Genomic DNA, 20,045 nt, shown 5'->3' on the forward strand with positions numbered 1-20,045 from the left:
TCGCGCCTGCGAGGTGCCAATAGCTGCCCCTCACCCTAACCCTCTCCCCGTTCTGACGGGGAGAGGGGACGTGCCCTACGAGACTTCGGTGAGAGACCGAAAGGTCGCGGCTTGTCCCTTCGCCCCGTTTACGGGGAGAAGGTGCCGGCAGGCGGATGAGGGGCTGCCCTCGCCGCCCCGGCAGCGCCGCGACCGCGTCGAACACGCGGGCGGTATAGGTGAGCGCGGCGCCGGCGTTGAGAGCGATCGCCACGCGAGCGCCTCGGCGATTTCGCCCTCGGACGCGCCGAGTTCGACGACCTTCTTGGCGTGCACGGCGATGCAGCCGTCGCAGCGGGTGGTGACGGCGAACGACCATTCCCTCTTCGACAGCGGCACCGCGGCGCTGGCCTGAGGTTCAGGCTTTGACGCTTTCGAGATGCCAGACCTTGGCGACGATCCGCCAGCCCTCGGCGCCCCTTGCGAAGCAGAGGTGGTCGATGAAGACATTGGCATGGATGCGCAACCGGACCTTCACCGTGGCCGCCTTCGGCGACAGCCAGTCGATCAGGATGATTTCGTCCTCGCGATCCTGCGCCCGGCTCGCCGGAGACACCCGCTTGGCGATCACCTGGCGGTAATCGGCGATCGGATCGACCGTGATCCTTCCCTCATCTGCGTCAAACAGGGTGCAGGCGGGGTGAAAGACCTGGTCGAACAAGGCGAGATCGCAGGCATAGAGGGCATCGAAATAGGTCTGGATCGCATCCAGCAGTTCGGTATCGCGGCGCATCGTGTTTCCATAGCTGTTGTTGGCGGGAGAAATTCGCATGGCTGCAGCAGGCGTTGCCAGGGGCGGAACTGCCAGATAGCGATGCGTTCATGCCAAAGCATGCGGCCGGTCGGTATCACGCCAGCAACCGTCTCGACCGCCGCTTTCCCCAGATGCGTCAGCCTGCCGGCGCCGGCTTCTTCTGCCCGAGACCCAAAACAAGCGGCAGGGTGAGCGCGTAGACGGCGACGACCGAGAGCCAGATGGCGCCCGGCCATTCCCCTCGGACGAGGAAATAGATGCTGGAGAAGCCAAGCGGCGCGACAATCGAGGCGAGGCTGACGGCCGAGGCCAGCACGCCCTGGAACTGGCCCTGGCTGTTTTCGTCGACCTGCCGGGTTGCCAGCGACTGCAGCGCCGGCACGCCAATGCCGCCGAGCGTGAAGACCGGCATGATCGCAAAGATCATCCAGCTCCGGTCGGCAAAGGCCATGACGGTAAGGGCGATCGAGACGCCGGCAATACCGGTCAGGATCGCCCCGCGCTCGCCGAGCAGCCTGACGGCCGGTCCCGGCAGGAAGGCCTGGGCCAGCGTCTGGCATATGCCGAAGGCGCCGAGCGACAGGCCGATCGCAAGCCCGTTCCAGTGAAAGGCGTCGCTGCCCCACAGCGCCCAGCAGGTGCCGTAGGCCTCGCCGGTGGCGCTGAAGAGGAAGAAGAGGAAGATGACGGGCAGCAGGCTTTTGATCTCGAGCACGGCGCGCAGCGGCTTCAGCGGATTGAGCGCTTCAAGGTCGATCGTCTCGCGGCTGCCCGGCCGCGATTCCGGCAGGACGAAGAAGGCGAGCAGCAGGTTGGCGCCGTTGAGTGCGGCCGCCGCGATGAAGGGCAGCCGCAGCCAGTAATCGCCGAGCACGCCGCCGAGCACCGGGCCGATGATGAAGCCGAGGCCGAACATGGCGTTGAACAGGCCGAAGCGGCGGGCGCGTTTCTCCTCCGGCGAGATGTCGGTGATATAGGCTGTGGCCACCGAGACGTTGGCGCTGGTCAGCCCGGCAATCGCCCGGCCCAGGAAGAGCAGCAGCAGGTTAGGCGCCAAGGCGAGAAACAGGTAGTTGATGGCGGCACCCGCCAGCGAAATCAGCAGCACTGGCCGCCGGCCGAGCCGATCGCTCAGCGCCCCGAGCACTGGCGCGAAGATGAATTGCATCACCGCATAAAGGGCGGTCAACGTGCCGATATAGGGGGCGACGTCGTCGCTATGGGTGATGTCCTGCAGCAGCGACGGCAGGATCGGAAAGATGAGGCCGATGCCGATGGCATCGAGGACAATGGCGGTGAAGATGACGACAAGGGATCTGGTCATGGGTGCGTTCCGGGTCGACGCGAGCGCACGCGCCCACAGAGCGGGCCGATGGCTCACGATGAGGCCTGATCTGGTCAGGCGCTGGTTTCAGGGAGGTGCTGGCCGAACCATGGCTGAAGCGCATGGCCGGCGTGTACTCGACCGCCTGGACGACCCATTCGTCCACCTATTTACTCCGCCACTGAGCGGATCAAGGGAGGCAGTCGCTTTTCGCGACGGGCAAAGACATACGCCGAATGGTTGCGTGCGGCAAGTCTGTTTTGAGAGGGTGAGCGACTGTGGCTGCGATGTCGACGGGCAAAAGCTTCGAACCCGACCAAGACCCCTCCCCAACCCCTCCCCACAAGGGGGAGGGACTTAACCTGCCGCACCCATTTTCGATATTTGCGACGTTTCGAGTGGAACGAGGCGGGCACTCCGGGTTAGTCCCTCCCCCTTGTGGGGAGGGGTTGGGGAGGGGTCTTTCACAGCCGGATGAAGGGGCGGGCATGGGAGCGTCCCGCCTGCCAAACGCGCGAACATCCCCGCAGCCATAGCAATGACGCGTTTCGCCTGTCGTTCGGCGCATATGAGGTTGTCTTGCCGGAACAGTCGCTTCACCATTAACGGCAACTTCAGCTCCGGAAACAGACAGGCAGGCAATGACAGATATCGCGCAGATGCAGGAACAGCGATTGATCGCCCTTCGACAGACCGCGTCGGGTGCGCCGAAACTGGCGTCCAACCCGTTCTTCGGCGTCGGGCCGATCACCGACGCGACGACCGACGAAGCCGATAGCCGCCTGCGGCGCATCGCCTTCGACGCCTGGATCGAAAAGACCTATCGCAAGTTCGACGACCGGGGCAACGATATCGGCGGCTTCACCACCGCCGAGATTTCCCGCAGCATGCATCGCGGCTATCCGGCCGACAAGATCCTGACCGATATGATGCGGGCGATCCACCGCTATTTCGGCTTTCCCAAAACCAACCGCATGGCGGTCGGGCTCGGCGGCGGCCATAGCGGCTTCACCGTCTGCATCCAGCATCTGATGAATGCCAACGACGCTTCCCAGCGCGTCTATGTCGATACCCCTCGGCCGGAGAGCGATCCGTCCAAGACCGCCGGCTTCTTCCGCCAGTCCTGGGCGACGCAGTTGATCGAGATGCAGCGCTTTGCCGAAAAGGGCTGCGAGAGCCGCATCCATTTCGCCGCCTCCGAGGGCGTGATCCCGACGGCGGCCGAACTGACGGCGCTCGGCGTTTCGATCTTCGTCGGCGTCGGCCACGAAACGACCGGGGCGAACGCCTATACCAGCGGCGAAATCCACGAATTGTTGAACTGGCTCGACGGCGATCCGGCCAACCGCCATGCGGTGTTCGACGCCACCTCGATGCTCGGCGCCATGCCCTGGGAGCCGGAACTGGTCAGCGCCGTGATGGCGAAATGCTGCCTGTTCATGCCGTTCCAGAAGGCGATCGGCGGCATATCCGGCTATTTCGTCGCCTCCTTCACCCCGCATGCGCTGGCGCTGATCGAGAAGAATCTGCAGGATCCCGCCTGGGCGATCCCGCGGCAGCTGAAGATCGCGCCGCCGATCGATCCGCGCCAGCCATTTTCGGCCAAGCGCTCCGTCGATGCCGGCCCGTTCTACGATGCCGCCGAAGACCGCATGCTCGGCGGCGTCATCAACACCTACAGCGCGCTCGCCTTCGCCGAGACCACCTTCGGCCTGCTGCAGTCCGAAGCCCGGGTCGGCTCCGTCGTCGAGCTCAACCGCCGCTCCGCCGCCAACCGCGCCGTGATCGACGAATGGGTCAAGTCGCATCCGCTGCTGTCTTTGACCGTCACCGATGCCGAACGGCGTGGTGCGGCGGTGACGCTGCTGAAGGTCGAGGACGCCGATATCACCGATGCCGCGATCCATGCCCGCATCATCGCCCGCTCCAAGCAGCTGCTCGGTTATGAGGGCATCACCCATCCGAACGGCGAATATGAGCCCGGCCTCGACGCGGCCCGCTACGTCAATGCCTTTCCGGGCACGCCAGGCGATTACCGCGCCTGGGTCGGCGGCATCCGCGAGCCCGATGATGTCGTGGCACTGCTGGAAAATCTGCAATACGCCTATCTCAGGGCCAAGATCGTCGTTCTCGAAGAGGAGCTGGCAAAGAACGGTGTGACCTTCGAGGCGCCTGTCAAGGCCGATGGCGCCGTGCGCAAGGACGATCCGAACCGCGCCTATACGGTGCTGATTGCCGATCTTGTCGGCTTGCGTTTCGGCGCCGACGGTGAGCCTGATTACAGCGAGGTCAAGGCCTATATCGAGGAGAGGGGCGGCGTCTTCCATCTCGGTCCGCTCGGTGATCGCGCCGGCCTCGAAAAAGGCCGGATCCATTTCTTCTACCAGCCGAACCTCAGCACCGAGGCGGAGATCCTGCCACAGACCGACAAGGGTCAGTACGACGCGCTGATTGCGGCGGCGACGTTCATCCCGAAGGCTGCGGTCTTCCCGCTCGGCGGCGTACGCATCGGCGCCGGCACCGGCAATATGGGCTCGGCCTCCTGGGGCGGCGGCAACGGCGAGGGCGGCACTGCGCCCCTGATGAACACACCCGGCATCAACAGCCGCGCGACCGCCCAGATGGCTCTCAAGGCGATCCTGAAGGTCGTTCCCGACCTGCCGGTCGACCGGTTGCACCGGATGGTCGCCAGCGGCGATTTCGACACCGGCCGCCAGCTGAAGGATTTTCCGACGGCAAAGCTCGAGGGCCGCAAGCTCGCCGTGCTCGGCTACGGCAATATCGGCCGTGAAGTCGCCAAGCTCGCCAAGGCTTTCGGCATGAAGGTGGCGATCTATGCCCGCGAGCATCACAAGCGCTGGATCGAGGCGGAAGGCTTCGACTATGCCGCAAGCCCGGTCGAAGCAGCTAGCGGCGCCGACGTGCTCTCTGTCCATATCGGCCTCGGCCGCCTGGATGCGTCGACCGGCGTCTATTCCAATGCCGGCACCGTCGATGCCAAGGTGCTTTCCGCCATGAAGGACGGCGCCGTGCTGGTCAATTACGATCGCGGCGAGGTCGTCGATACCGATGCGCTCGATGCGGCGCTGTCGTCGGGCAAGATCGGGCATGCGGCAATCGACGCCGACCTGTTCAGGGATGCGGCGACCGGCACGCTCAGCGGCCCGATGCTGCCCTACCTGCCGCTTGATGAGCGCCACAAGGGCAAGCTCGAGCTCTTGCCGCATGCCGCCGCCGATACCGACCACCCCTCGCGGGTGACCGGCGCCAAGCAGGCGGTCGACCAGATCTTCGACGTCATCCGCTTCAAGTCGGTCGTCAATCTCAAGGGTGACCTGCCGGAGGGTTACGTCTCCGCCGGCAGCCGCACGCCGGCCGGCATCGGCAAGGTGACGAAGCAGGTGGTCGCCGAGGCCGGCGGCAAGGCCGAGCTGCTGGAGGAACTGCGCCGGACCTCGGAAAAGATCGCCGCCATATCAGGCGCGCTGTCCGCCGTCTCCGACCCGGCTCACCGCGCGCGGATCGTCGAGCGTTACACCGCCCTTTTGGTCGAAAACGCCGACCGGCAGCGGGCGCTTCTCGATGAGCTCGGCCTTTACGGGCCGGCGGAGGGGTGAACTTAGCGGCCGGCGCTTCGCTTGCGTCCGTCCGGTTGCGACCAAGCCAAAACCCCTCCCCAACCCCTCCCCACAAGGGGGAGGGGCTAGGATGCCGCACCACTTCAGATAAGCCGTACCGTAGCATTCCGCAGAACAGTAACGGCCAGCAAGACCTCTCCGTAGTCGCCGCCGAAGCCGCGCCTTAGCCCCTCCCCCTTGTGGGGAGGGGTTGGGGAGGGGTCTTAGGCTCATACAGTGTCCCGTTGTTCGGGCTGCGCATAGCCCCAAACGAAAACAGGCGGCACCCTGGCCGCCTGTCTCCATATGCCGGACGAACCGTCCGTTACTTCTGTTCGGGCGCCAGGAATTCGGCGCAATAGGACGGGCCGTTGACGCCGGGAATGTCGGCGACGGTGCGGATGTCGCGGATCGTGTAGTCGGAATTGGTGGTGATTTCGGCCTGGCAGCGCAGATAGGCGGTGCGGGCGGCGGCGATCTGCTTGCCGCGCTTGCCGTCGGCGCCTTCGGCGTATTTTGCCGGAATGCGCACGGTCTTGTAGCCGCCGCGCCAGGTATAGACGGTGGTGGCGCCTTGCTCGCTGTCACTGATCGGCGGTCCATAGGCGGCAAAGAAGATGCCGGCCGATTTGCCGACCCAGCGGGCCTCGATCGGATTGCCGGCGGAAGGTATGGTCGTGCATCCGGCAAGCGCAATTGTAAGCCCGGCCGCGGTAATGGTGCGGAGTTTCATCGTGTCGTCCCTGATCTCTAGCGCAATGGCTGCGAAGCCGCCGTCGCGGCGGTTTCGCCTGTCCCGCCGAGCCCTTTAGCGCGGAACCCGGCAAAAGAAAATTGCCCCTTTTGCACTTCCGTGCGATTTGCTCCGAGTGTGTCTTTTTGCTGCAGCGGCCCATTCCGGCCGCTGTCATCAACCCGTCAAAAATTCCCTCGGTTTTTTGAAATTTGGTGCTTGTGCAACCAGATAGGCTGTTCTATAGAAGCGCCGCTGGTCACGGAGTGTAGCGCAGTCTGGTAGCGCACCACGTTCGGGACGTGGGGGTCGAGTGTTCGAATCACTCCACTCCGACCAGTTGTAAATTACTGATTTAACTCACGTAATTTACCACTTTCCCGAAAGTCTACAAAGCTTCATTTTCATCTATCGGACCGATTGCGGCCCCATTGCGCAGCGTACGGATTAGAATGCGTTCGTTGCCGCCTGTTGGAAGTCTGGACTTGCGTGCAAATAAGTCCGCTCAAATTCTTCCGACGTCATACCCAGAGATGCTGCCGCTGCTCGATATACCCGCTTGCGCAAGCCACGTAGCGCGCGTATGCCGCAGGACGTGCGGCGTCACATCGTCACTGAAGCTGGCGGCATCCCGAATCGTCATGAAGGCTTTATGCGGCTTGATGATCTTCTTCCCGGCATATGTCATGACATAGCGGAGCGTTACCTGTCTTCCTGCAGTGTCGATCGCGGTATTGGCCTTGTGCCAATATCGCAGGAACCGGAGAAGGCGAGGCGGAACCTTGCCGCCGGCCAAGCCATCGGCAGTGTTCGAAATGCTGCCGCCAAGGGTGAGGCGTTCGTCGATGTCGATTTTAATGTCGCGCGCCTCGAAACCCTTCTCGGGAAGGGGGAGACGCAGAAGCTTGTCCAGGCGTTGAAGGATGAGCAGAAAATCGCACAGACCAACGCGAAGCTCTTCGCCGGGTCTCCGACCGCTCTGCGGCAGGCTGCGAACAAGTTGACCGAGGTCACCACACCGACTGTTTAAGAGGCCCTGGAAATCACGATCCGGCCAAAGGGGAGCTGCTAACGCTGAGGAAGCGCCGAACTAAGGATGAAATGTTACGGCGATGCAATATAAAAACACGCCTACAGCCATCGTCACCCCCAAAGGGCGTTCAAGGCGGTTGAACCGATGCCCCCAGACAGCCTCGTGGAACATCGCGATTATGCCGAAACCAAGCACTTCACCGAGAACCACGGTGGCGAATAGGTCCATGCCAGTCTGAGCTTCAAGATCACCTCCGAGGAAGAGGAAATAAGCCAAGAGCGACATGGGGATGGTTGCCACCCAACATATATGCTGAAAGCTCTCATCATGTGGCGCGCGGCCTTCGGCTTGGTCTCTTTTGAAGAAGTACCAGCCGCCAATGCCCCACACAGCCGTTACAACGGTTGCGGCTGTGACTGTAAGAAAGGTGAAATTGGGGGCGGTCATTCGCCGCCAAAATAGGAGAAAACGACGATGGAAGCAACAGTGAACCGTAAGCTCAATAACAGGTGGTATTAACCATCACCCCGTTGCGCATTGAGGTGCAATTCACTGGGCGTCTCATGCTCATCTGGTGCGTCTGGTTCATCGGGGCAGAGCCCCATTCCGGCGCGATGTCCTTCGGCGGCACTTCGGGCGGCACTGCGAACGCTCAGACCCTATCGGCCGCGAAGGCCCTTGACCCATCACATCACGTTCAATGCTGGCCGAGGTGAATCCCCGCAAATCCAAGGGCGATGAAAATCATACCAAGAAAGTCAATCGGCTGTGAGCCTCAGACTGGGCAAGAACAAAGGATTTCCATTGCTAATTTAGCATGTTGTAATATTGTGGATGGGAGTTGTTTCATTGCCGTAAAACCAGGTGCGCAAGCCGACAACGTCGGCTGCGTGGAGGGATTTTTATGTCTCTACGCTCTCATGGTACAGCAGCTTTTTTCCTTCTTCTCCTCTGTTCAACGATGATCCCGGCGGCCGCCCAGACGGCCAAAAAAGCCTCTGTCGGCGGCAAGGATTTTGATGCGGCGGCAGCCGCCCAAGCCAGACGATTCCTGGAGGAGGGCCGCGAGACATTCCGCTTCGACACGTTCGGCAGTGAGGACTTCTGGGGAGGCAAACTCAAGCTTCACGAGGCCATCGCGGGTGAGAAGCTGGGTGGCAAGGGGCCGGGACTCAGCCCCAAAGAGGCTCTGGAGCTCGGTCTGAAGGTCGATCTCAACGCCGTCCCTAAGGACGTCGCCGCAGCGCTCAATAAGGCCAAGGTCGATCTTGACGATCCGGCGAGCACGCTTCTGCTGCTGAAGGCCAATGCCGTTGTCGGGGTAACCGGATTTTTCGGCGACGACGGCAAGACGCTGACGTCGGTTGGCATCCAGTGCGCGGTGTGCCATTCGACAGTCGACGACGCCTACGCTCCCGGCATCGGCCGTAGGCTGGATGGCTGGCCCAACCGCGACCTGAACATCGGTGCGATCGTCGGGTTGGCGCCTGACCTCACGGCATTCACCGAGATGCTGCAAATCTCCGAAGCCGACGTGAGGAAGGCGGTGGCCGCCTGGGGGCCTGGCAAGTTCGACGCCGAGCTCAACCTGGACGGAAAGGCATTCCGCCCGGACGGCAAGACGGCCGCAACGCTCAATCCCCCCGCATTCGGATTGGCGGGCGTGAATAACCATACCTGGACCGGGGCCTGGGGGAACGTCAGCTACTGGAACGCCTATGTCGGCAATCTCGAGATGCACGGAAAAGGCGTGTTCTACGATCCGCGGCTGGACGACGCCGAGAAGTATCCGGTTGCAGCCAGGACAAAGCAGGGTCACAAGCAGGACGGGGAAGACCGGATCACCGCCAAACTTCCGGCGCTGCATTTCTATCAGCTATCCCTGCCCACCCCGCAGCCGCCAGATGGCACATTCGACAGTGCGGCGGCGGAGAAGGGAAAGGCCCTCTTCAACGACAAGTCCAAGTGCGCCGCTTGCCATGTGCCGCCGCTCTTCACAGAGCCCGGTTGGAACCTTCATACGGCGGACGAGATCGGCATAGACGATTTCCAGGCGAAGCGATCCCCGGATGGTCGCTACAGGACAGCGCCGTTGCGGGCCCTGTGGAACATGGACAAGGTCCACAAGGGCGGCTTCTACCACGACGGCCGGTTTGCCACCCTCGAGGACGTCGTCGAGCACTACAACGATCATTTGAAGTTGGATCTGAGCGCTCAGGAAAAGGACGATCTCATCGAGTATTTGAAGTCGATCTAAGTGTACCTATCCGTGCGCTCCTTTAGGGAGGATAGATCATGAACCAGCGTCGTAACGGGGGACATCGCGGATCGGCCCCGAACCAAAAGCTATCTCGCCGAAAACTTCTGAAAGTCTCGCTCGCCGGCGCTGTCGCCGCCAGCACCGGAGTGCTGGCGTCCTGCATGACAAGTCCGTCATCGCCGGCGGCGCGCGTGGGAACAACGCCCAAGCGCGAGGCACGATATCAGGACTCGCCGAATCGTGGCCGCCGCTGCGGCGGATGCACCCATTTCATGGAGCCGAACGCATGTGAGATCGTCGCAGGCGAAATCAGCCCTAATGGCTGGTGCCGCTTCCATCAGCCGAAGCCCGCCTGAGCGGCCGATCGCCGGCCACAAAACCGCTCCGATCCCGCCGGATACAAGGTCGTACGGGTCATGTTCGACAAAGGCGAACCAACGGGCAAGGAAGATTTCCTCACGGGCTTCTTGAGCGACGATCACCAGTCCGAATACGGGCGGATCGCGGGACTGGCGATAACGCCGGAGGGCTCGCTGCTGATCTCGGAGGACACAAACGGGGTGATTTATAAAGTCAGCTATAAGGGTGGCGTTAAGTGAGCCGATCCGCTGCGCCGATCTTTCTGACGCTGACGTCCTCGTCCGGACCGGCATCGGGACTGATGCATTCCCTCTTGTGTTCTGAACAGGCTTTCTGAAGGCGCTGTTTCCAGGCTGCGGATGCGCGCCTTTGGACAAGGCGATCTCGTCACTCTCATCATGGACGAGTGTCGAGTATGTATTCGCCCTGAATGTGTCGTCCCAGACGAATGTGCGGAAGCGCTGTTCTCCCCCCGGTGGGTCGCTTCGTTGATCTCTGCGAGATATGCTTGCCTGGCCAGCGTAAATCGAACGCAGCGCCAGATGGGGGCCAGCCCCTAGCAGCCGCACGGAACGGAAAAACCCCGCAATTTGGCGGGGCCGTGCGCGATGGAAAGGCGGAGCTGCCGCGGTAACAGCACTCAAGCTCCAAGGATAAAAACGGGAAAAGGTCCACCCGTCTCCGAGATTCAACTTGATAAAGAAAGCCCCGCGAAAAGCGGGGATTAAGAAAGGGGGTGTTTCCTTGGCGTTGCGCGTCTAGGCGCTGTACAATTACTTTACACAAATCAATATTTATTGCAATGATTAATACGATCGTGAATGCTATTCTGGCGGCTATATATACATGGATAGCCGCAAGATTGTAGTTATTCTCCAAGTGGCAAATTATCTACAACTCAAGACTGATATGTATTCGGTGGGCCCTCAGGCGAGATTTGCTACCCTCCTGTCTCCCGCGCGTTAGGGGGTCGACCTAGAAACTGGTCGCCACGTTTTCTGGCTCTCGCACGTCTGGCTGCCGGCAAGTTGATTCGCCCAGCGACAATAACATGTGAGATAGTCACTCAACCGGAACGAGTCCCGACGTCGCTCGTTGAGTCGCGTGTTCCGCGTGAGGGGGCTGCATCATGAGCAGGCGACGAAGCTTCAAGCCGGTGAAGATCACCATCAATGGCAAGACCAGGACCGTTTATAACGTCGTCCAGGCAGGCAATACCTTGCTCAACGATTGGCCGGAGCAGACGCCGGCGGTCAAGGCTGCCGAGCTGCTGGTGCTTGATGTCTTCAACGATGTTGCCGAGCCCGAGCAGGTGCGGCGGGCGTTCATTACCGCGGCAAAGGCGAGCGACATCAAGTTCAGCTCCTGACCTGCGGCGCTTGGAAAAGCATCCGCTCACTTCCATGACACCTGCTCCTGATTGTCGAGATCGCGATTCTTGAGTTGCGGCTCCATCCACGCGGCCGAGAGGATCGCGGCCAGGAAACCGAAGGCGATGCAGGTGACTGCTTGAATCCGCCAGGAGACGAAGGTGACGGGCGTCGGAATGATGGGCTTCTCGGCGCATTGGCCGGGCCGGCAGGTGCAGCCGGAAAAGGCTTTGATGACGCAATCGGCGGACATTTTAGTTTCTCCCTCAGGCGTAAAGCTGATCGCCATCGGTGATGCCCATGATCTCGCGGGCGTAGCGGTAATGCGCCTCGACGCTGGCGGTGGCGCCGCGCAGCCATGACGGGCCGCGGACCGAATGTTCGGGGCGGCCGAGATAGGCAAAGCCGAGGGCGCCCATGCGCTGGGCCTCGTTGGCCATATAGGCATCGCAGTCATCGAGCCCGCGCACCGCATTCCAGCGGGTGTCCCGCCGGCTCTGCTCGGTCTCGATCTTGCGGATATGCTGCATTGCTCTGCCCTCTCGTGCCGGCTGGTCGGCCTATCGAGAAAGGTATATAACATACCCTAGATCGTCAATCGCAAAAGGTATAAAAAATACCTGAATGGTTGACGGGGTACGAATCGTAGGCGTATGTCTCAGCCAAGTGATTGGGCGACCGGGTGCAACTCCCGAGCTGACGAAGCCCAGCGGCGCGGGAAGCGAAAGTCCTTAAGTGCGCTGTCAGAAAATCAGGACGAGGGCGAAGCGAATGGCCCCTCTGGCACGTGTCCCATCCCGGCTCCGGCCTTCAGGACATGGCCAATGCTCTCCCGGCTTCATGGGTTTTGCTCATGGGGTAGGGGGAAGCTTTGGCCGGAACCCTCCCTCACCAGCCTTCAGGAACTGGAAAGAGATGGAAGAGAGGGAGTGAGAGAGATCAGGATAGCACAGGCGGGCGGGCGGCGGCGATGATCCGCTCTGCTTTGCGGCGCGGCTTTCAGATTTTACAGCTGCGCTCGAAGCGTTGTTTGCAGGCGCGTCGGTCCGCGAGGTCGTTGCAGGCAGTTTGACCGCGGCGATTGGAGCGCCGGGTAGAGCCGGTTTCGGCCACGCGAGAGGTTCACCTCAAAACAGGATCGCCCCCGCTGAGAAAGCGATGATCAGCACGGCAAGCGTCACGAAATGGAACCAGATTCCGCCGGCTCATGAGGACGGGCGGATCATCTTGAATCTTTTTGCGAAGTGGTTGGAATTTTGCTGGAGCGGTAAGCGTTACATCGCGGAATTGGTTGAGGTTTTTGGAAGAGTGTGGACTCTCACATCTCGATCACCGACCGCCGGACGCGGCCGACGATGGTGACGGCGCCGTGGAATTCCGGCGGCGGCACGTCCTCGTAGGAGGCGGGCTGGAAGGGCGGATTGTCGTTCGGGCGATAGCGCTTGTAGGTCGCAGCCCCGGTCTCGTCGGCGACGACATAGAGCGCGTTCGGCGCCAGGCGCTTGTCGCGGCGGTTGACGAAAATGATCGAGCCTGGCGGCGAGATCTTGTTCATCGAATTGCCCTCGACCTCGAGCGCGATCCAGTCGCCGTCGGGGAGATCGAGCGCGGCGACGGTCGGGAATTCGGAGAAGTCGGTGATCGGCGCCTGCTCGGTCAGCTGGCCGGCGCTGACCCAGGAGATCTTCGGCACGTCGGCGACGGAAACCGGCCGCTCCTCCGGATCGAGCGCATCGCCGGTTCCGAACTGCAGCCAGTTGAGATTGACCCTGAACGCCTTGGCATATTTCTTCGCGTCGGCGATGCCGAAGCCGTTCCGGCCCGACTCGTGCGCCTTGTAGACATTGGCGTTCCAGCCGAAACGATCGACGATCGCCTTCGGCCCCGCAAAGCCTGCGTTCTTCCTGGCCATGACCAGACGCTTTGCGCGTTCTTCGCGCTCAAATTGTTCCTGATCTTTCAACATGATATAAATTATACCCTAAAAAAAGGTACATGTAATGCCCTAAATCGCTTGACGTGCGAGGTATTTTACGTACCCTTATGGCCATGACAAGCACCGCCATCATCAACAACAGACCCCGGCTTTCGGGCCTTGCCTGTGCCCACTACATCGGCTGCCCGCACTGCGGCAGGGCGCTGTCGATCGCCGAGGTGATCGAGCGTCATTGCGAAAATTGCGGCCGGCAGACCGAACCGGAAGAGATGCGGCAGACGCCGGTCTTTCCCGGTTCTGAGCCGCTCACCAAATCCGACAGCCTCACTCCTCCCTGAAGGCTATCGGCAGCTGGCGTCGTCGCGCTCCCTCGGCGACGCCAGCCTCTTCCACAAGTTTGACAATGAACGATCTGGCCGGCGCCCGCTCGGCGGGGAGGGCCGGCTGCGGATCGAAATGAGAAAGAGGATCAAGCGATGAGCATCGCTCCTGCGCATCGAGGCACTGACATGAACGCCCTCGAGCTCTTCCGCTCCGGCCGGGACTATATCGAAATCTCAGCCATCCTCGGGGTGTCGGTGCCTTCGGTGGAAAGCGAGATCCACCGGCTTCGCAGCGCCGAGAAGGGCGACACCGCCCAGCACGACCATGCCGGCCGGCAGCTCAGGCGCTTTGCCGGCCGCGCCGCCAGGCCGGGCGCCCCGGTCAATTTCGCCGGCGGGCGGCCGAGGCTGCGGGTTTGAGGGCGCAGACACGCCTCGAGCAGGAAGGCAATCGCATGGAAAAGGAAGAGATGAACAAGAACATCATGGAGATCCTGAGCCCGGTGCTGGGGCAGGAGCTGGCGGCGGCGATCATCGAGCATCGCAGCCGCACGCTGAAGAAGCCGCTGACGGCCTATGCGGCGAGGATCCAGCTCAAGGAATATCTGAAGACCGGCAACCCGGTCGAGGCCGCCGAGATGCAGATCCTGCGTGGCTGGCGGGCGATCAAATCCGATTGGTATTTCAATGAGAAGGCGAGGGAAGCCGGGTCGATCAATGCAAGCGTGGGCAGAAGGACAACGGTCGATGCCGCAAGAGATTTCCTCTCCGGTAAAGATCATAGCGGGGATGCTTTCGGGCTTTCCGGCCTCCGCCGGCATTGATCCCGACATGCAGATCCGCGCCTATCTCGTCGCCATCGACGGCATTCCGGCAGAAGCGCTCTGGCGCGCCGCCAAGCTGTTCCTGTCCGGCAAGGTCAGGGACCATAACCGCGCCTTCGCCCCGAGCGCGGCGAGCTTCGCCGAAATCGCCCGCCAGCAGCAGGCGGCGATGACGGCGCAAAGCCGCCCGCGCGTCGAATCGCCGCCCGAACAGCCGCAGCCGAAGGTCGCCGCCTACAAGATGCGGCTGCTGAGACAGGCGGCAAACGGCAGCCGCAGCGCCAAACGGGCGCTGGCTGAGATGTTTCCCGACAACCCGGTCATCGCAAGGGCCGCACGAGACGCACAGGAGGCAGTGGGATGAGAGATCTGTTCTGGACGGAAGACAAGATCGTCAAGGCGCAGAAGCTCTGGCAGGAGGGGTTTTCGGCGCGTCAAATCGCCGAACTCTTCGGCTCGAAGAAGAACACCGTCATCAACATGGCGCACCGCAACCGCGACAGGTTCCCGCCGAGGCAGGATGCCCGCAAGCAGCTTACGGTCGCCGGCCAGGCGCCCGCGCCGATCCGCCATCCCGACCGTGTCAGGCGGGTGACGCTGTCGGGCGCCGAGGTGACGATGCCGCGCGTGCCGACCATCGACGGGCCGGCGTCGTGAGTGCCGTCACCCCGCGCGAGCGAGAAATCATCGGCTGGATGGCGCAAGGCAAGACCGCCGCCGAGATCGGCACCATCCTCGGCATCTCGCCGATCACCGTCAACACCCACATTGCCAACGCCAAGGCGAAACTCGGCGTGTTCAAGGAGACCGCCCTGGTCGCCGCCGCACTTCGAAACGGCATCATTCAATAGGAAGGATATCAGCATGGGCGGCAAGGCCACCAAGGTGAAGATACAGCGGGCAAACAAGGGCGCCGGCCGGCCGCGCAAGGCCAATGTCGAGCGTTTCCCTTGCGGCAAGATCAAGCCCTTCGAAACCGAGAAGGAGAATATCAGCGTGGCGATGGCGGCGCGCCGGCGCATCCACGGCTTCGGCAGGACGGTGGCCGACGAGACCGTCAGAAGCCCCTATGCCGGTTATACCCTCGGCCGCATGTTCCTCGACGGGCTGATCACCGACGAGCAGCGCCAGGCCGGCGACGACTATGCCGAGGTCATGGCCCGCTACCACAAGACGACGGGCATTCCGGCCCCGAGCCCGAGGGCCCAGTCGCTCTTTGCCGTCAAGGGCCACGAAGGCGAGGTGACCGAAAGCCTCGCCGACCGCGCCCGCAAGGCCAGCAACCGCATGATGGAACTGCAGGCCGTCCTTCTGCGCTGCGAGGACGGGCCGCAGGTGCGCAGCACCGTCTATAACGTGGCGGTAATGGATTACGAACACCTGCGCCAGATGCCGCCGCAGCAATTGCTGTGGCTGCGGCGGGGGTTGATTGCGCTGCGCAGGGCGAAGGGGTGAGGGAGGAGGCGAGCGTGTTGGCGCTCCCAAACATTACACCCAGATCGCTATAGCAGCGGCGTGCCGTGCGGCCCCCTCATCCGACCCTTCGGGCCACCTTCTCCCCGCTGGGGAGAAGGGGAGAATGCCGTTTCTCCCTCGACTCTATCAGATGGAGTGCCTTCGAACAGGCGGTTCAACTGGGTACGGCAAGCGCACCTTGCTCCCTCTTCTCCCCTCGGGGAGAAGGTGGCCCGAAGGGTCGGATGAGGGGGCTGCACGGTACAGCGCCAACGACAATCAGTTTATCCAGGGCGCCTATGGGCTGCCGCTCCAATCAGAAGTGGGCAAGAATGCGGGCGCTCCCACATACGTGGACGCGCCCTAGCTTTGATCGGAGTGGGCCGCACAGAGTATCGAAGTGCATGGCTGTGTTATAAGCACCTCCGCACGGCCCACGATACTTACGATCGGCGAAGCCCGTTGTTCCCGAGCCGACGGTGTATTTTGGATGCGAGGCGCGTCAGAACGATTTGAACGACGGCCAGCGGCAACGGTTTCAACATGGAAGGAGCCGGCCTTTCATGCCAAGTGCAGCTGCTGCGTCCTGTGGGGGCGATGACGATCCGGCGCGGCACGCAATGGGTCGCCGTCGTCATCGAAGGCGTGATTGATGTCGTCATGATCGCGGGAAGGGAAGTGACCCATTGCGTGCAGCAGACGAGCTGTAGCGCGGCATTCTTACGGGCTCTTTGCCGGGACAATACCGATCCGTAAGGATGCATCCCTCGGCTTGCGATGGCGCAGCTTACGAAAATGTATGGTTCAGGCGAAGTCCCGGTGAGGTTGGCAGCGCAGGCTTGGCGCCGTCATTGCCAAGTCGAGGCCAGCTCTCATGAACATGCGTGCCGCACCCGCCGCCCTTATGCCGGCCATTCATCCGGTCAGCCTGCAGGTGAATACCTACCTCATCAATCTCGACCGCGCGCCGTTGCGCCGGTTTCGAATGGAACGGCTGCTGGCAGGCTTCGGCCTTGCCTATGAGCGGGTGGCGGCGATCGACGGGGCTGGGCTGAGCCTGCCGCATCCCGACTTCGACGAGGCATCCTATGTAAGTCGGCACGGCCGTCGGCCAAACCCTTTCGAGATCGGCTGCTATCTCAGCCATGTCCAATGCGCCAGGCGCTTCCTCGGCAGCAATGGCGAATTTGCCCTCATTCTCGAAGACGATCTCGACTTCGACGATGATTTCGCCGAAGTGCTCGATGCCGCCCTTCGCCATCAGGCAGAGTGGGATATTCTGCGGCTGTCGACGGTCAATTCCGGGCGAAAATACCGGGTCGAGCCGCTGACGGGCGCCCGCTCGCTCGCCATCGCACTGACCCGCGAGAAGGGCTCCGGCGCCTATCTGATCAACCGCAAGGCGGCCGGCTGGATTGCCGGGGTGCTTCTGCCGATGCGGCTGCCTTATGATCTCGCCTTCGACCTGGAGTTCGATGACGGTCTGCGCGCCTGCTTCGTCGATCCGCTGCCGGTGAGCCAAAGGGCCGATCCCTGCTCGCAGATCCAGGCGGGGCTTTCGGCCTACCGGCTCGGCCGTCGCCGGCCGTGGAGCGTGCTGCCATTTCGCGCTGCGGCCGAAATCCGCCGTTTTGTCACCCGCTTCATCAGGCTCGCGGCATGGCGGCTCAGGATTTCTCGGGCATCAGTGGGAAGGCGATCGAAACGCGAAGGCCGGGACGATTGTCCGCCAGCGCAATCTCGGCCGAATGCAGCTCGGCGATCGCCTTGACGAGGCTGAGGCCGAGGCCGCTGCCCGGCGTCGTGCGGCTCTTGTCGATCCGGTAGAGGCGCCGGAAGACCTTGTCCCTTTCCTCAGCGGGAATGCCGGGGCCGGTATCGGTGACCGAGAGAATGGCGCGATCTTCCTGGCGGCGGAGCGACAGTGTGATGCGGGTTCCGGCCGGGCAGTGGTTGATCGCGTTCTCCACCAGGTTGGCGATCATCTGCGTCAAGAGATCGCGGTCGCCCCAGATGACGGCGGGCGCACGCGCGGCAATCCGGAACGACTGCCCGGCATCTTCGGCGACATCGATATAGACCTCGGAGATGACGCTCAGCACGGCGTCGATATCAATTGCCTGGAAGCGCTCCTTGCGGGCGCCGGCCTCGATCTGGGAAATGCGCAGCAGCGCCTCGAAGGTGGCGTTGATCCGGTCGCTTTCGTTTCGCGCTTCATCAAGCAGAGCCGAAACATCCGCCTGCTGCTCGTTTCCGGCCACGGCGGCATCCAGTGTCAGGCGCAGCCGGTTGAGCGGCGTTTTCAGATCGTGGGCGATATCGGCGCTCACCTGCCGCATGCTCTCGACCAGTCTCTGCAGCCGCTCCAGCGCCGCATTGATCTGGATCGCCACCGTATCGAGGTCGTCGCCGTTGCCGCTGATCGGAATGCGGGCGTCGAGCGCGCCGTGGGAGACGTCGTTCATGGTGTTGGCGACCCGATCCAATCGCGCCTGGGCGCGAACGGCGAGAAAGACGCCGCCGCCGATCGCCGTCGCCACGACGATGGCCGCTGCCCACTCGAAGCTGACCAGCACGATCCGCAGCATCTCGTCGGCATCGTTGAAGTTCTCGGCGACGACAAGGCTGTAGGGGCCGATCGTCGACACCTGCATCCGGTAGCGTTCATGCCCCTTCAGCCCGACATCGCGCGAGGTGACGGTATAGACGCCGTTCGGGATGCGAGGGGCTGCGAAATTGCCGGCAAGCTCGGTCAGCGAATAGAGCCCGTCGGAGGTCGACTGGAAGCTTGCATAATTGTTCAGCGTGTTGATCAGATCTTCGGTGTCGCCGGGCTGATAGGTCGAGACAATCAGTGAATTCATCTCGCTCAGCGACTGGTCGACATCGCGGCCGAGGCCGAGGCGTAGCATGTGATAGATGATCGCGCCGCTGAAGACAAAGGCGACGACGAAGAGCACGCCGAAGGTGACGGCGAGGCGGAACGGCGTGCTCCTGCGCAGGCTAGAGCATGATGCCGAAAAGTGTGCGCGGTTTTCGGACGACATCATGCTCTTACTCTTTGAATTGCGAACAGGATTTGAGATTTTCACGCCGATGGGCCTGAAATCATCCTGTTCGAGGCGCATGCAGGCTGTATCCGGTGCTGCGGATCGTGTGCAGAAGCTGGGCCTGGAACGGCTTGTCGACCTTGGCCCTGAGGCGGCTGATATGAGTCTCGACGACGCTGGTCTTCGGATCGAAGTGGAAATCCCAGACCCGCTCCAGCAGCATCGTCTTGGTGATCACCCGGCCTTCGCCGCGCATCAGCACCTCGAGCAGGGTGAACTCGCGCGGCTGCAGCTCGATCACCTGGCCGGCACGGCGGGCCTCGCGCCGGATCAGATCGAGCTCGAGATCGGCAACCTTCAAGACCGTGCGCTGCTCCTGCACCGGCGGGCGCCGGCCGAGCGCATTGACGCGCGCCAGAAGCTCGGAGAAGGCGAAAGGTTTGGTGAGATAATCGTCGCCGCCGGCCTCCAGCCCCTCGACCCGGTCGTCGACGCCGCCGATCGAGGTCAGGAACAGCGCCGGCGTGCCGACCTTGGCAGCCCTGAGTGAACGCACGATCGCCAGGCCGTCGAGGCCCGGCAGCATGCGATCGACGACGATGACGTCATAGGCCTCGCGCTGCGCCTGAAACAGCCCGTCGCGGCCGTCGGCGATGACGTCACAGACGTGCCCCGCCTCGGCGAAGCCCTTGGCGATATAATCGGACGTCTTGGTATCGTCCTCGATCAGCAGGATTCGCATCGGCCGCTCCCGGCATGCCTGGAGTGGCCAGATCTAGCCGAGTGGGCGGCCCGGCGGCAACTTACGGATTGGTAAGGCGATGGGCGGGGAGTTCGCCGGCGACTGGGTCTGCGTGTCCGGGCTGTACCCCGGTACAGCCCGGGCTGATGCCTGACAGAATGAACCGGGTTGATGGTCGACAAGTCATAGTGTGTCGGAGGGAGGGCTTCCGATGCCATTTGTGGA

At 62.4% G+C, this 20,045-nt stretch carries 25 protein-coding genes and 1 tRNA gene; 16 read left to right on the plus strand and 10 right to left on the minus strand.

Features of this window, described 5'->3' with window-relative positions; all coding sequences use genetic code 11:
• Positions 1-75: 75 nt before the first annotated feature.
• From GGD53_RS32290 to GGD53_RS19285, 3 genes are all read right to left on the minus strand, one after another.
• Positions 76-495 carry a carboxymuconolactone decarboxylase family protein gene (locus GGD53_RS32290; RefSeq protein ID WP_348647439.1) on the minus strand — a complete coding sequence of 140 codons (420 nt, stop codon included), beginning with the start codon at positions 493-495 and terminating at the stop codon, positions 76-78.
• Positions 398-772, minus strand: a complete 375-nt coding sequence (locus tag GGD53_RS19280) for a nuclear transport factor 2 family protein (protein ID WP_184458432.1) — start codon at positions 770-772, stop codon at positions 398-400. The genes GGD53_RS32290 and GGD53_RS19280 overlap by 98 nt, the downstream gene beginning before the upstream one ends.
• Before the next feature lie 157 nt (positions 773-929).
• Complete coding sequence (locus GGD53_RS19285; RefSeq protein ID WP_281413922.1) at positions 930-2,156, minus strand: TCR/Tet family MFS transporter; 1,227 nt, start codon at positions 2,154-2,156, stop codon at positions 930-932.
• Positions 2,157-2,758: 602 nt separating this feature from the next.
• Between GGD53_RS19285 and GGD53_RS19290 the strand changes: the two genes are divergently transcribed.
• Positions 2,759-5,734: an NAD(P)-dependent oxidoreductase gene (locus GGD53_RS19290; protein ID WP_184458436.1), complete on the plus strand. Its 2,976-nt coding sequence runs from the start codon at positions 2,759-2,761 to the stop codon at positions 5,732-5,734.
• A gap of 325 nt (positions 5,735-6,059) precedes the next feature.
• On the opposite strand, the gene GGD53_RS19295 is transcribed toward GGD53_RS19290, so the two are convergent.
• Positions 6,060-6,467, minus strand: coding sequence for a hypothetical protein (locus tag GGD53_RS19295; protein WP_184458438.1), 408 nt, complete (start codon positions 6,465-6,467; stop codon positions 6,060-6,062).
• A 262-nt stretch (positions 6,468-6,729) separates the two neighbouring features.
• Here GGD53_RS19295 and GGD53_RS19300 point away from each other — a divergent pair.
• Both GGD53_RS19300 and GGD53_RS19305 read left to right on the plus strand, forming a co-directional pair.
• A tRNA-Pro gene (locus GGD53_RS19300) sits at positions 6,730-6,806 on the plus strand.
• 244 nt (positions 6,807-7,050) lie between these two features.
• Positions 7,051-7,497, plus strand: coding sequence for a hypothetical protein (locus GGD53_RS19305; protein WP_184458440.1), 447 nt, complete (start codon positions 7,051-7,053; stop codon positions 7,495-7,497).
• Positions 7,498-7,557: 60 nt separating this feature from the next.
• On the opposite strand, the gene GGD53_RS19310 is transcribed toward GGD53_RS19305, so the two are convergent.
• A complete protein-coding gene (locus GGD53_RS19310; protein WP_184458442.1) occupies positions 7,558-7,947 on the minus strand; it encodes a hypothetical protein in 390 nt (129 codons plus the stop codon).
• Positions 7,948-8,404: 457 nt separating this feature from the next.
• On the opposite strand from GGD53_RS19310, the gene GGD53_RS19315 reads away from it, so the two are divergent.
• The 4 genes from GGD53_RS19315 to GGD53_RS19330 all read left to right on the plus strand — a co-directional run bounded on the left by GGD53_RS19315 (position 8,405) and on the right by GGD53_RS19330 (position 11,489).
• Entirely contained in the window at positions 8,405-9,757 is a 1,353-nt protein-coding gene (locus tag GGD53_RS19315; protein ID WP_184458444.1) for a hypothetical protein, read from the plus strand.
• Between the two features lie 38 nt (positions 9,758-9,795).
• Positions 9,796-10,116 carry a twin-arginine translocation signal domain-containing protein gene (locus tag GGD53_RS19320; RefSeq protein ID WP_184458446.1) on the plus strand — a complete coding sequence of 107 codons (321 nt, stop codon included), beginning with the start codon at positions 9,796-9,798 and terminating at the stop codon, positions 10,114-10,116.
• 60 nt (positions 10,117-10,176) lie between these two features.
• Positions 10,177-10,359: a hypothetical protein gene (locus GGD53_RS19325; protein ID WP_184458448.1), complete on the plus strand. Its 183-nt coding sequence runs from the start codon at positions 10,177-10,179 to the stop codon at positions 10,357-10,359.
• 890 nt (positions 10,360-11,249) lie between these two features.
• Positions 11,250-11,489 (plus strand): DUF982 domain-containing protein, encoded by a 240-nt coding sequence (locus GGD53_RS19330; RefSeq protein WP_184458450.1) that lies wholly within the window; start codon positions 11,250-11,252, stop codon positions 11,487-11,489.
• 26 nt (positions 11,490-11,515) lie between these two features.
• Here GGD53_RS19330 and GGD53_RS19335 read toward each other — a convergent pair whose 3' ends face one another.
• The 3 genes from GGD53_RS19335 to GGD53_RS19345 form a co-directional block, all read right to left on the minus strand.
• A complete protein-coding gene (locus tag GGD53_RS19335) occupies positions 11,516-11,743 on the minus strand; it encodes a hypothetical protein (protein ID WP_184458452.1) in 228 nt (75 codons plus the stop codon).
• A gap of 13 nt (positions 11,744-11,756) precedes the next feature.
• On the minus strand, positions 11,757-12,020 hold the full coding sequence (locus GGD53_RS19340) for a hypothetical protein (protein ID WP_184458454.1): 264 nt from the start codon (positions 12,018-12,020) through the stop codon (positions 11,757-11,759).
• Positions 12,021-12,808: 788 nt separating this feature from the next.
• Positions 12,809-13,456 (minus strand): S24 family peptidase, encoded by a 648-nt coding sequence (locus tag GGD53_RS19345; protein WP_085777282.1) that lies wholly within the window; start codon positions 13,454-13,456, stop codon positions 12,809-12,811.
• An 83-nt stretch (positions 13,457-13,539) separates the two neighbouring features.
• Here GGD53_RS19345 and GGD53_RS19350 point away from each other — a divergent pair, with 83 nt between their 5' ends.
• The 9 genes from GGD53_RS19350 (at position 13,540) to GGD53_RS19390 (ending at position 17,799) form a co-directional block, all read left to right on the plus strand.
• On the plus strand, positions 13,540-13,764 hold the full coding sequence (locus GGD53_RS19350; RefSeq protein WP_184458487.1) for a hypothetical protein: 225 nt from the start codon (positions 13,540-13,542) through the stop codon (positions 13,762-13,764).
• 138 nt (positions 13,765-13,902) lie between these two features.
• Positions 13,903-14,169: a sigma-70 family RNA polymerase sigma factor gene (locus GGD53_RS19355; RefSeq protein ID WP_184458457.1), complete on the plus strand. Its 267-nt coding sequence runs from the start codon at positions 13,903-13,905 to the stop codon at positions 14,167-14,169.
• A gap of 35 nt (positions 14,170-14,204) precedes the next feature.
• Entirely contained in the window at positions 14,205-14,573 is a 369-nt protein-coding gene (locus tag GGD53_RS19360; RefSeq protein WP_184458459.1) for a hypothetical protein, read from the plus strand.
• Complete coding sequence (locus GGD53_RS19365; RefSeq protein ID WP_184458461.1) at positions 14,539-14,937, plus strand: hypothetical protein; 399 nt, start codon at positions 14,539-14,541, stop codon at positions 14,935-14,937. The genes GGD53_RS19360 and GGD53_RS19365 overlap by 35 nt, the downstream gene beginning before the upstream one ends.
• Positions 14,934-15,230, plus strand: a complete 297-nt coding sequence (locus GGD53_RS19370; protein ID WP_184458463.1) for a GcrA family cell cycle regulator — start codon at positions 14,934-14,936, stop codon at positions 15,228-15,230. Before GGD53_RS19365 ends, GGD53_RS19370 begins: the two co-directional genes overlap by 4 nt.
• Positions 15,227-15,424, plus strand: coding sequence for a response regulator transcription factor (locus GGD53_RS19375; RefSeq protein WP_184458465.1), 198 nt, complete (start codon positions 15,227-15,229; stop codon positions 15,422-15,424). Before GGD53_RS19370 ends, GGD53_RS19375 begins: the two co-directional genes overlap by 4 nt.
• Before the next feature lie 13 nt (positions 15,425-15,437).
• Complete coding sequence (locus GGD53_RS19380) at positions 15,438-16,028, plus strand: hypothetical protein (protein WP_184458467.1); 591 nt, start codon at positions 15,438-15,440, stop codon at positions 16,026-16,028.
• A gap of 543 nt (positions 16,029-16,571) precedes the next feature.
• On the plus strand, positions 16,572-16,784 hold the full coding sequence (locus GGD53_RS19385; RefSeq protein WP_184458489.1) for a hypothetical protein: 213 nt from the start codon (positions 16,572-16,574) through the stop codon (positions 16,782-16,784).
• A gap of 118 nt (positions 16,785-16,902) precedes the next feature.
• Positions 16,903-17,799 (plus strand): glycosyltransferase family 25 protein, encoded by an 897-nt coding sequence (locus tag GGD53_RS19390; RefSeq protein ID WP_184458469.1) that lies wholly within the window; start codon positions 16,903-16,905, stop codon positions 17,797-17,799.
• On the opposite strand, the gene GGD53_RS19395 is transcribed toward GGD53_RS19390, so the two are convergent.
• Positions 17,696-19,078 carry a sensor histidine kinase gene (locus GGD53_RS19395; protein ID WP_184458471.1) on the minus strand — a complete coding sequence of 461 codons (1,383 nt, stop codon included), beginning with the start codon at positions 19,076-19,078 and terminating at the stop codon, positions 17,696-17,698. The genes GGD53_RS19390 and GGD53_RS19395 overlap by 104 nt on opposite strands.
• A 58-nt stretch (positions 19,079-19,136) precedes the next feature.
• The gene (locus GGD53_RS19400; RefSeq protein WP_184458473.1) at positions 19,137-19,820 is read right to left on the minus strand and encodes a winged helix-turn-helix domain-containing protein; all 684 of its coding nucleotides are present in this window, start codon (positions 19,818-19,820) and stop codon (positions 19,137-19,139) included.
• Positions 19,821-20,045: the final 225 nt, after the last annotated feature.

Source organism: Rhizobium aethiopicum, assembly GCF_014197535.1.
Classification (GTDB): Bacteria; Pseudomonadota; Alphaproteobacteria; order Rhizobiales; family Rhizobiaceae; genus Rhizobium; species Rhizobium aethiopicum_A.

Coding starts and splice junctions, on each gene's coding strand:
- GGD53_RS19350 (WP_184458487.1), top strand. CDS start 13,540: ATGACAAGCACCGCCATCATCAACAACAGACCCCGGCTTTCGGGCCTT.
- GGD53_RS19290 (WP_184458436.1), top strand. CDS start 2,759: ATGACAGATATCGCGCAGATGCAGGAACAGCGATTGATCGCCCTTCGA.
- GGD53_RS19320 (WP_184458446.1), top strand. CDS start 9,796: ATGAACCAGCGTCGTAACGGGGGACATCGCGGATCGGCCCCGAACCAA.
- GGD53_RS19400 (WP_184458473.1), bottom strand. CDS start 19,820: ATGCGAATCCTGCTGATCGAGGACGATACCAAGACGTCCGATTATATC.
- GGD53_RS19295 (WP_184458438.1), bottom strand. CDS start 6,467: ATGAAACTCCGCACCATTACCGCGGCCGGGCTTACAATTGCGCTTGCC.
- GGD53_RS19340 (WP_184458454.1), bottom strand. CDS start 12,020: ATGCAGCATATCCGCAAGATCGAGACCGAGCAGAGCCGGCGGGACACC.
- GGD53_RS19330 (WP_184458450.1), top strand. CDS start 11,250: ATGAGCAGGCGACGAAGCTTCAAGCCGGTGAAGATCACCATCAATGGC.
- GGD53_RS19345 (WP_085777282.1), bottom strand. CDS start 13,456: ATGTTGAAAGATCAGGAACAATTTGAGCGCGAAGAACGCGCAAAGCGT.
- GGD53_RS32290 (WP_348647439.1), bottom strand. CDS start 495: ATGCCAATGTCTTCATCGACCACCTCTGCTTCGCAAGGGGCGCCGAGG.
- GGD53_RS19325 (WP_184458448.1), top strand. CDS start 10,177: ATGTTCGACAAAGGCGAACCAACGGGCAAGGAAGATTTCCTCACGGGC.
- GGD53_RS19370 (WP_184458463.1), top strand. CDS start 14,934: ATGAGAGATCTGTTCTGGACGGAAGACAAGATCGTCAAGGCGCAGAAG.
- GGD53_RS19315 (WP_184458444.1), top strand. CDS start 8,405: ATGTCTCTACGCTCTCATGGTACAGCAGCTTTTTTCCTTCTTCTCCTC.
- GGD53_RS19280 (WP_184458432.1), bottom strand. CDS start 772: ATGCGCCGCGATACCGAACTGCTGGATGCGATCCAGACCTATTTCGAT.
- GGD53_RS19390 (WP_184458469.1), top strand. CDS start 16,903: ATGAACATGCGTGCCGCACCCGCCGCCCTTATGCCGGCCATTCATCCG.
- GGD53_RS19360 (WP_184458459.1), top strand. CDS start 14,205: ATGGAAAAGGAAGAGATGAACAAGAACATCATGGAGATCCTGAGCCCG.
- GGD53_RS19380 (WP_184458467.1), top strand. CDS start 15,438: ATGGGCGGCAAGGCCACCAAGGTGAAGATACAGCGGGCAAACAAGGGC.
- GGD53_RS19395 (WP_184458471.1), bottom strand. CDS start 19,078: ATGATGTCGTCCGAAAACCGCGCACACTTTTCGGCATCATGCTCTAGC.
- GGD53_RS19310 (WP_184458442.1), bottom strand. CDS start 7,947: ATGACCGCCCCCAATTTCACCTTTCTTACAGTCACAGCCGCAACCGTT.
- GGD53_RS19365 (WP_184458461.1), top strand. CDS start 14,539: ATGCTTTCGGGCTTTCCGGCCTCCGCCGGCATTGATCCCGACATGCAG.
- GGD53_RS19305 (WP_184458440.1), top strand. CDS start 7,051: ATGCCGCAGGACGTGCGGCGTCACATCGTCACTGAAGCTGGCGGCATC.
- GGD53_RS19355 (WP_184458457.1), top strand. CDS start 13,903: ATGAGCATCGCTCCTGCGCATCGAGGCACTGACATGAACGCCCTCGAG.
- GGD53_RS19335 (WP_184458452.1), bottom strand. CDS start 11,743: ATGTCCGCCGATTGCGTCATCAAAGCCTTTTCCGGCTGCACCTGCCGG.
- GGD53_RS19385 (WP_184458489.1), top strand. CDS start 16,572: ATGGAAGGAGCCGGCCTTTCATGCCAAGTGCAGCTGCTGCGTCCTGTG.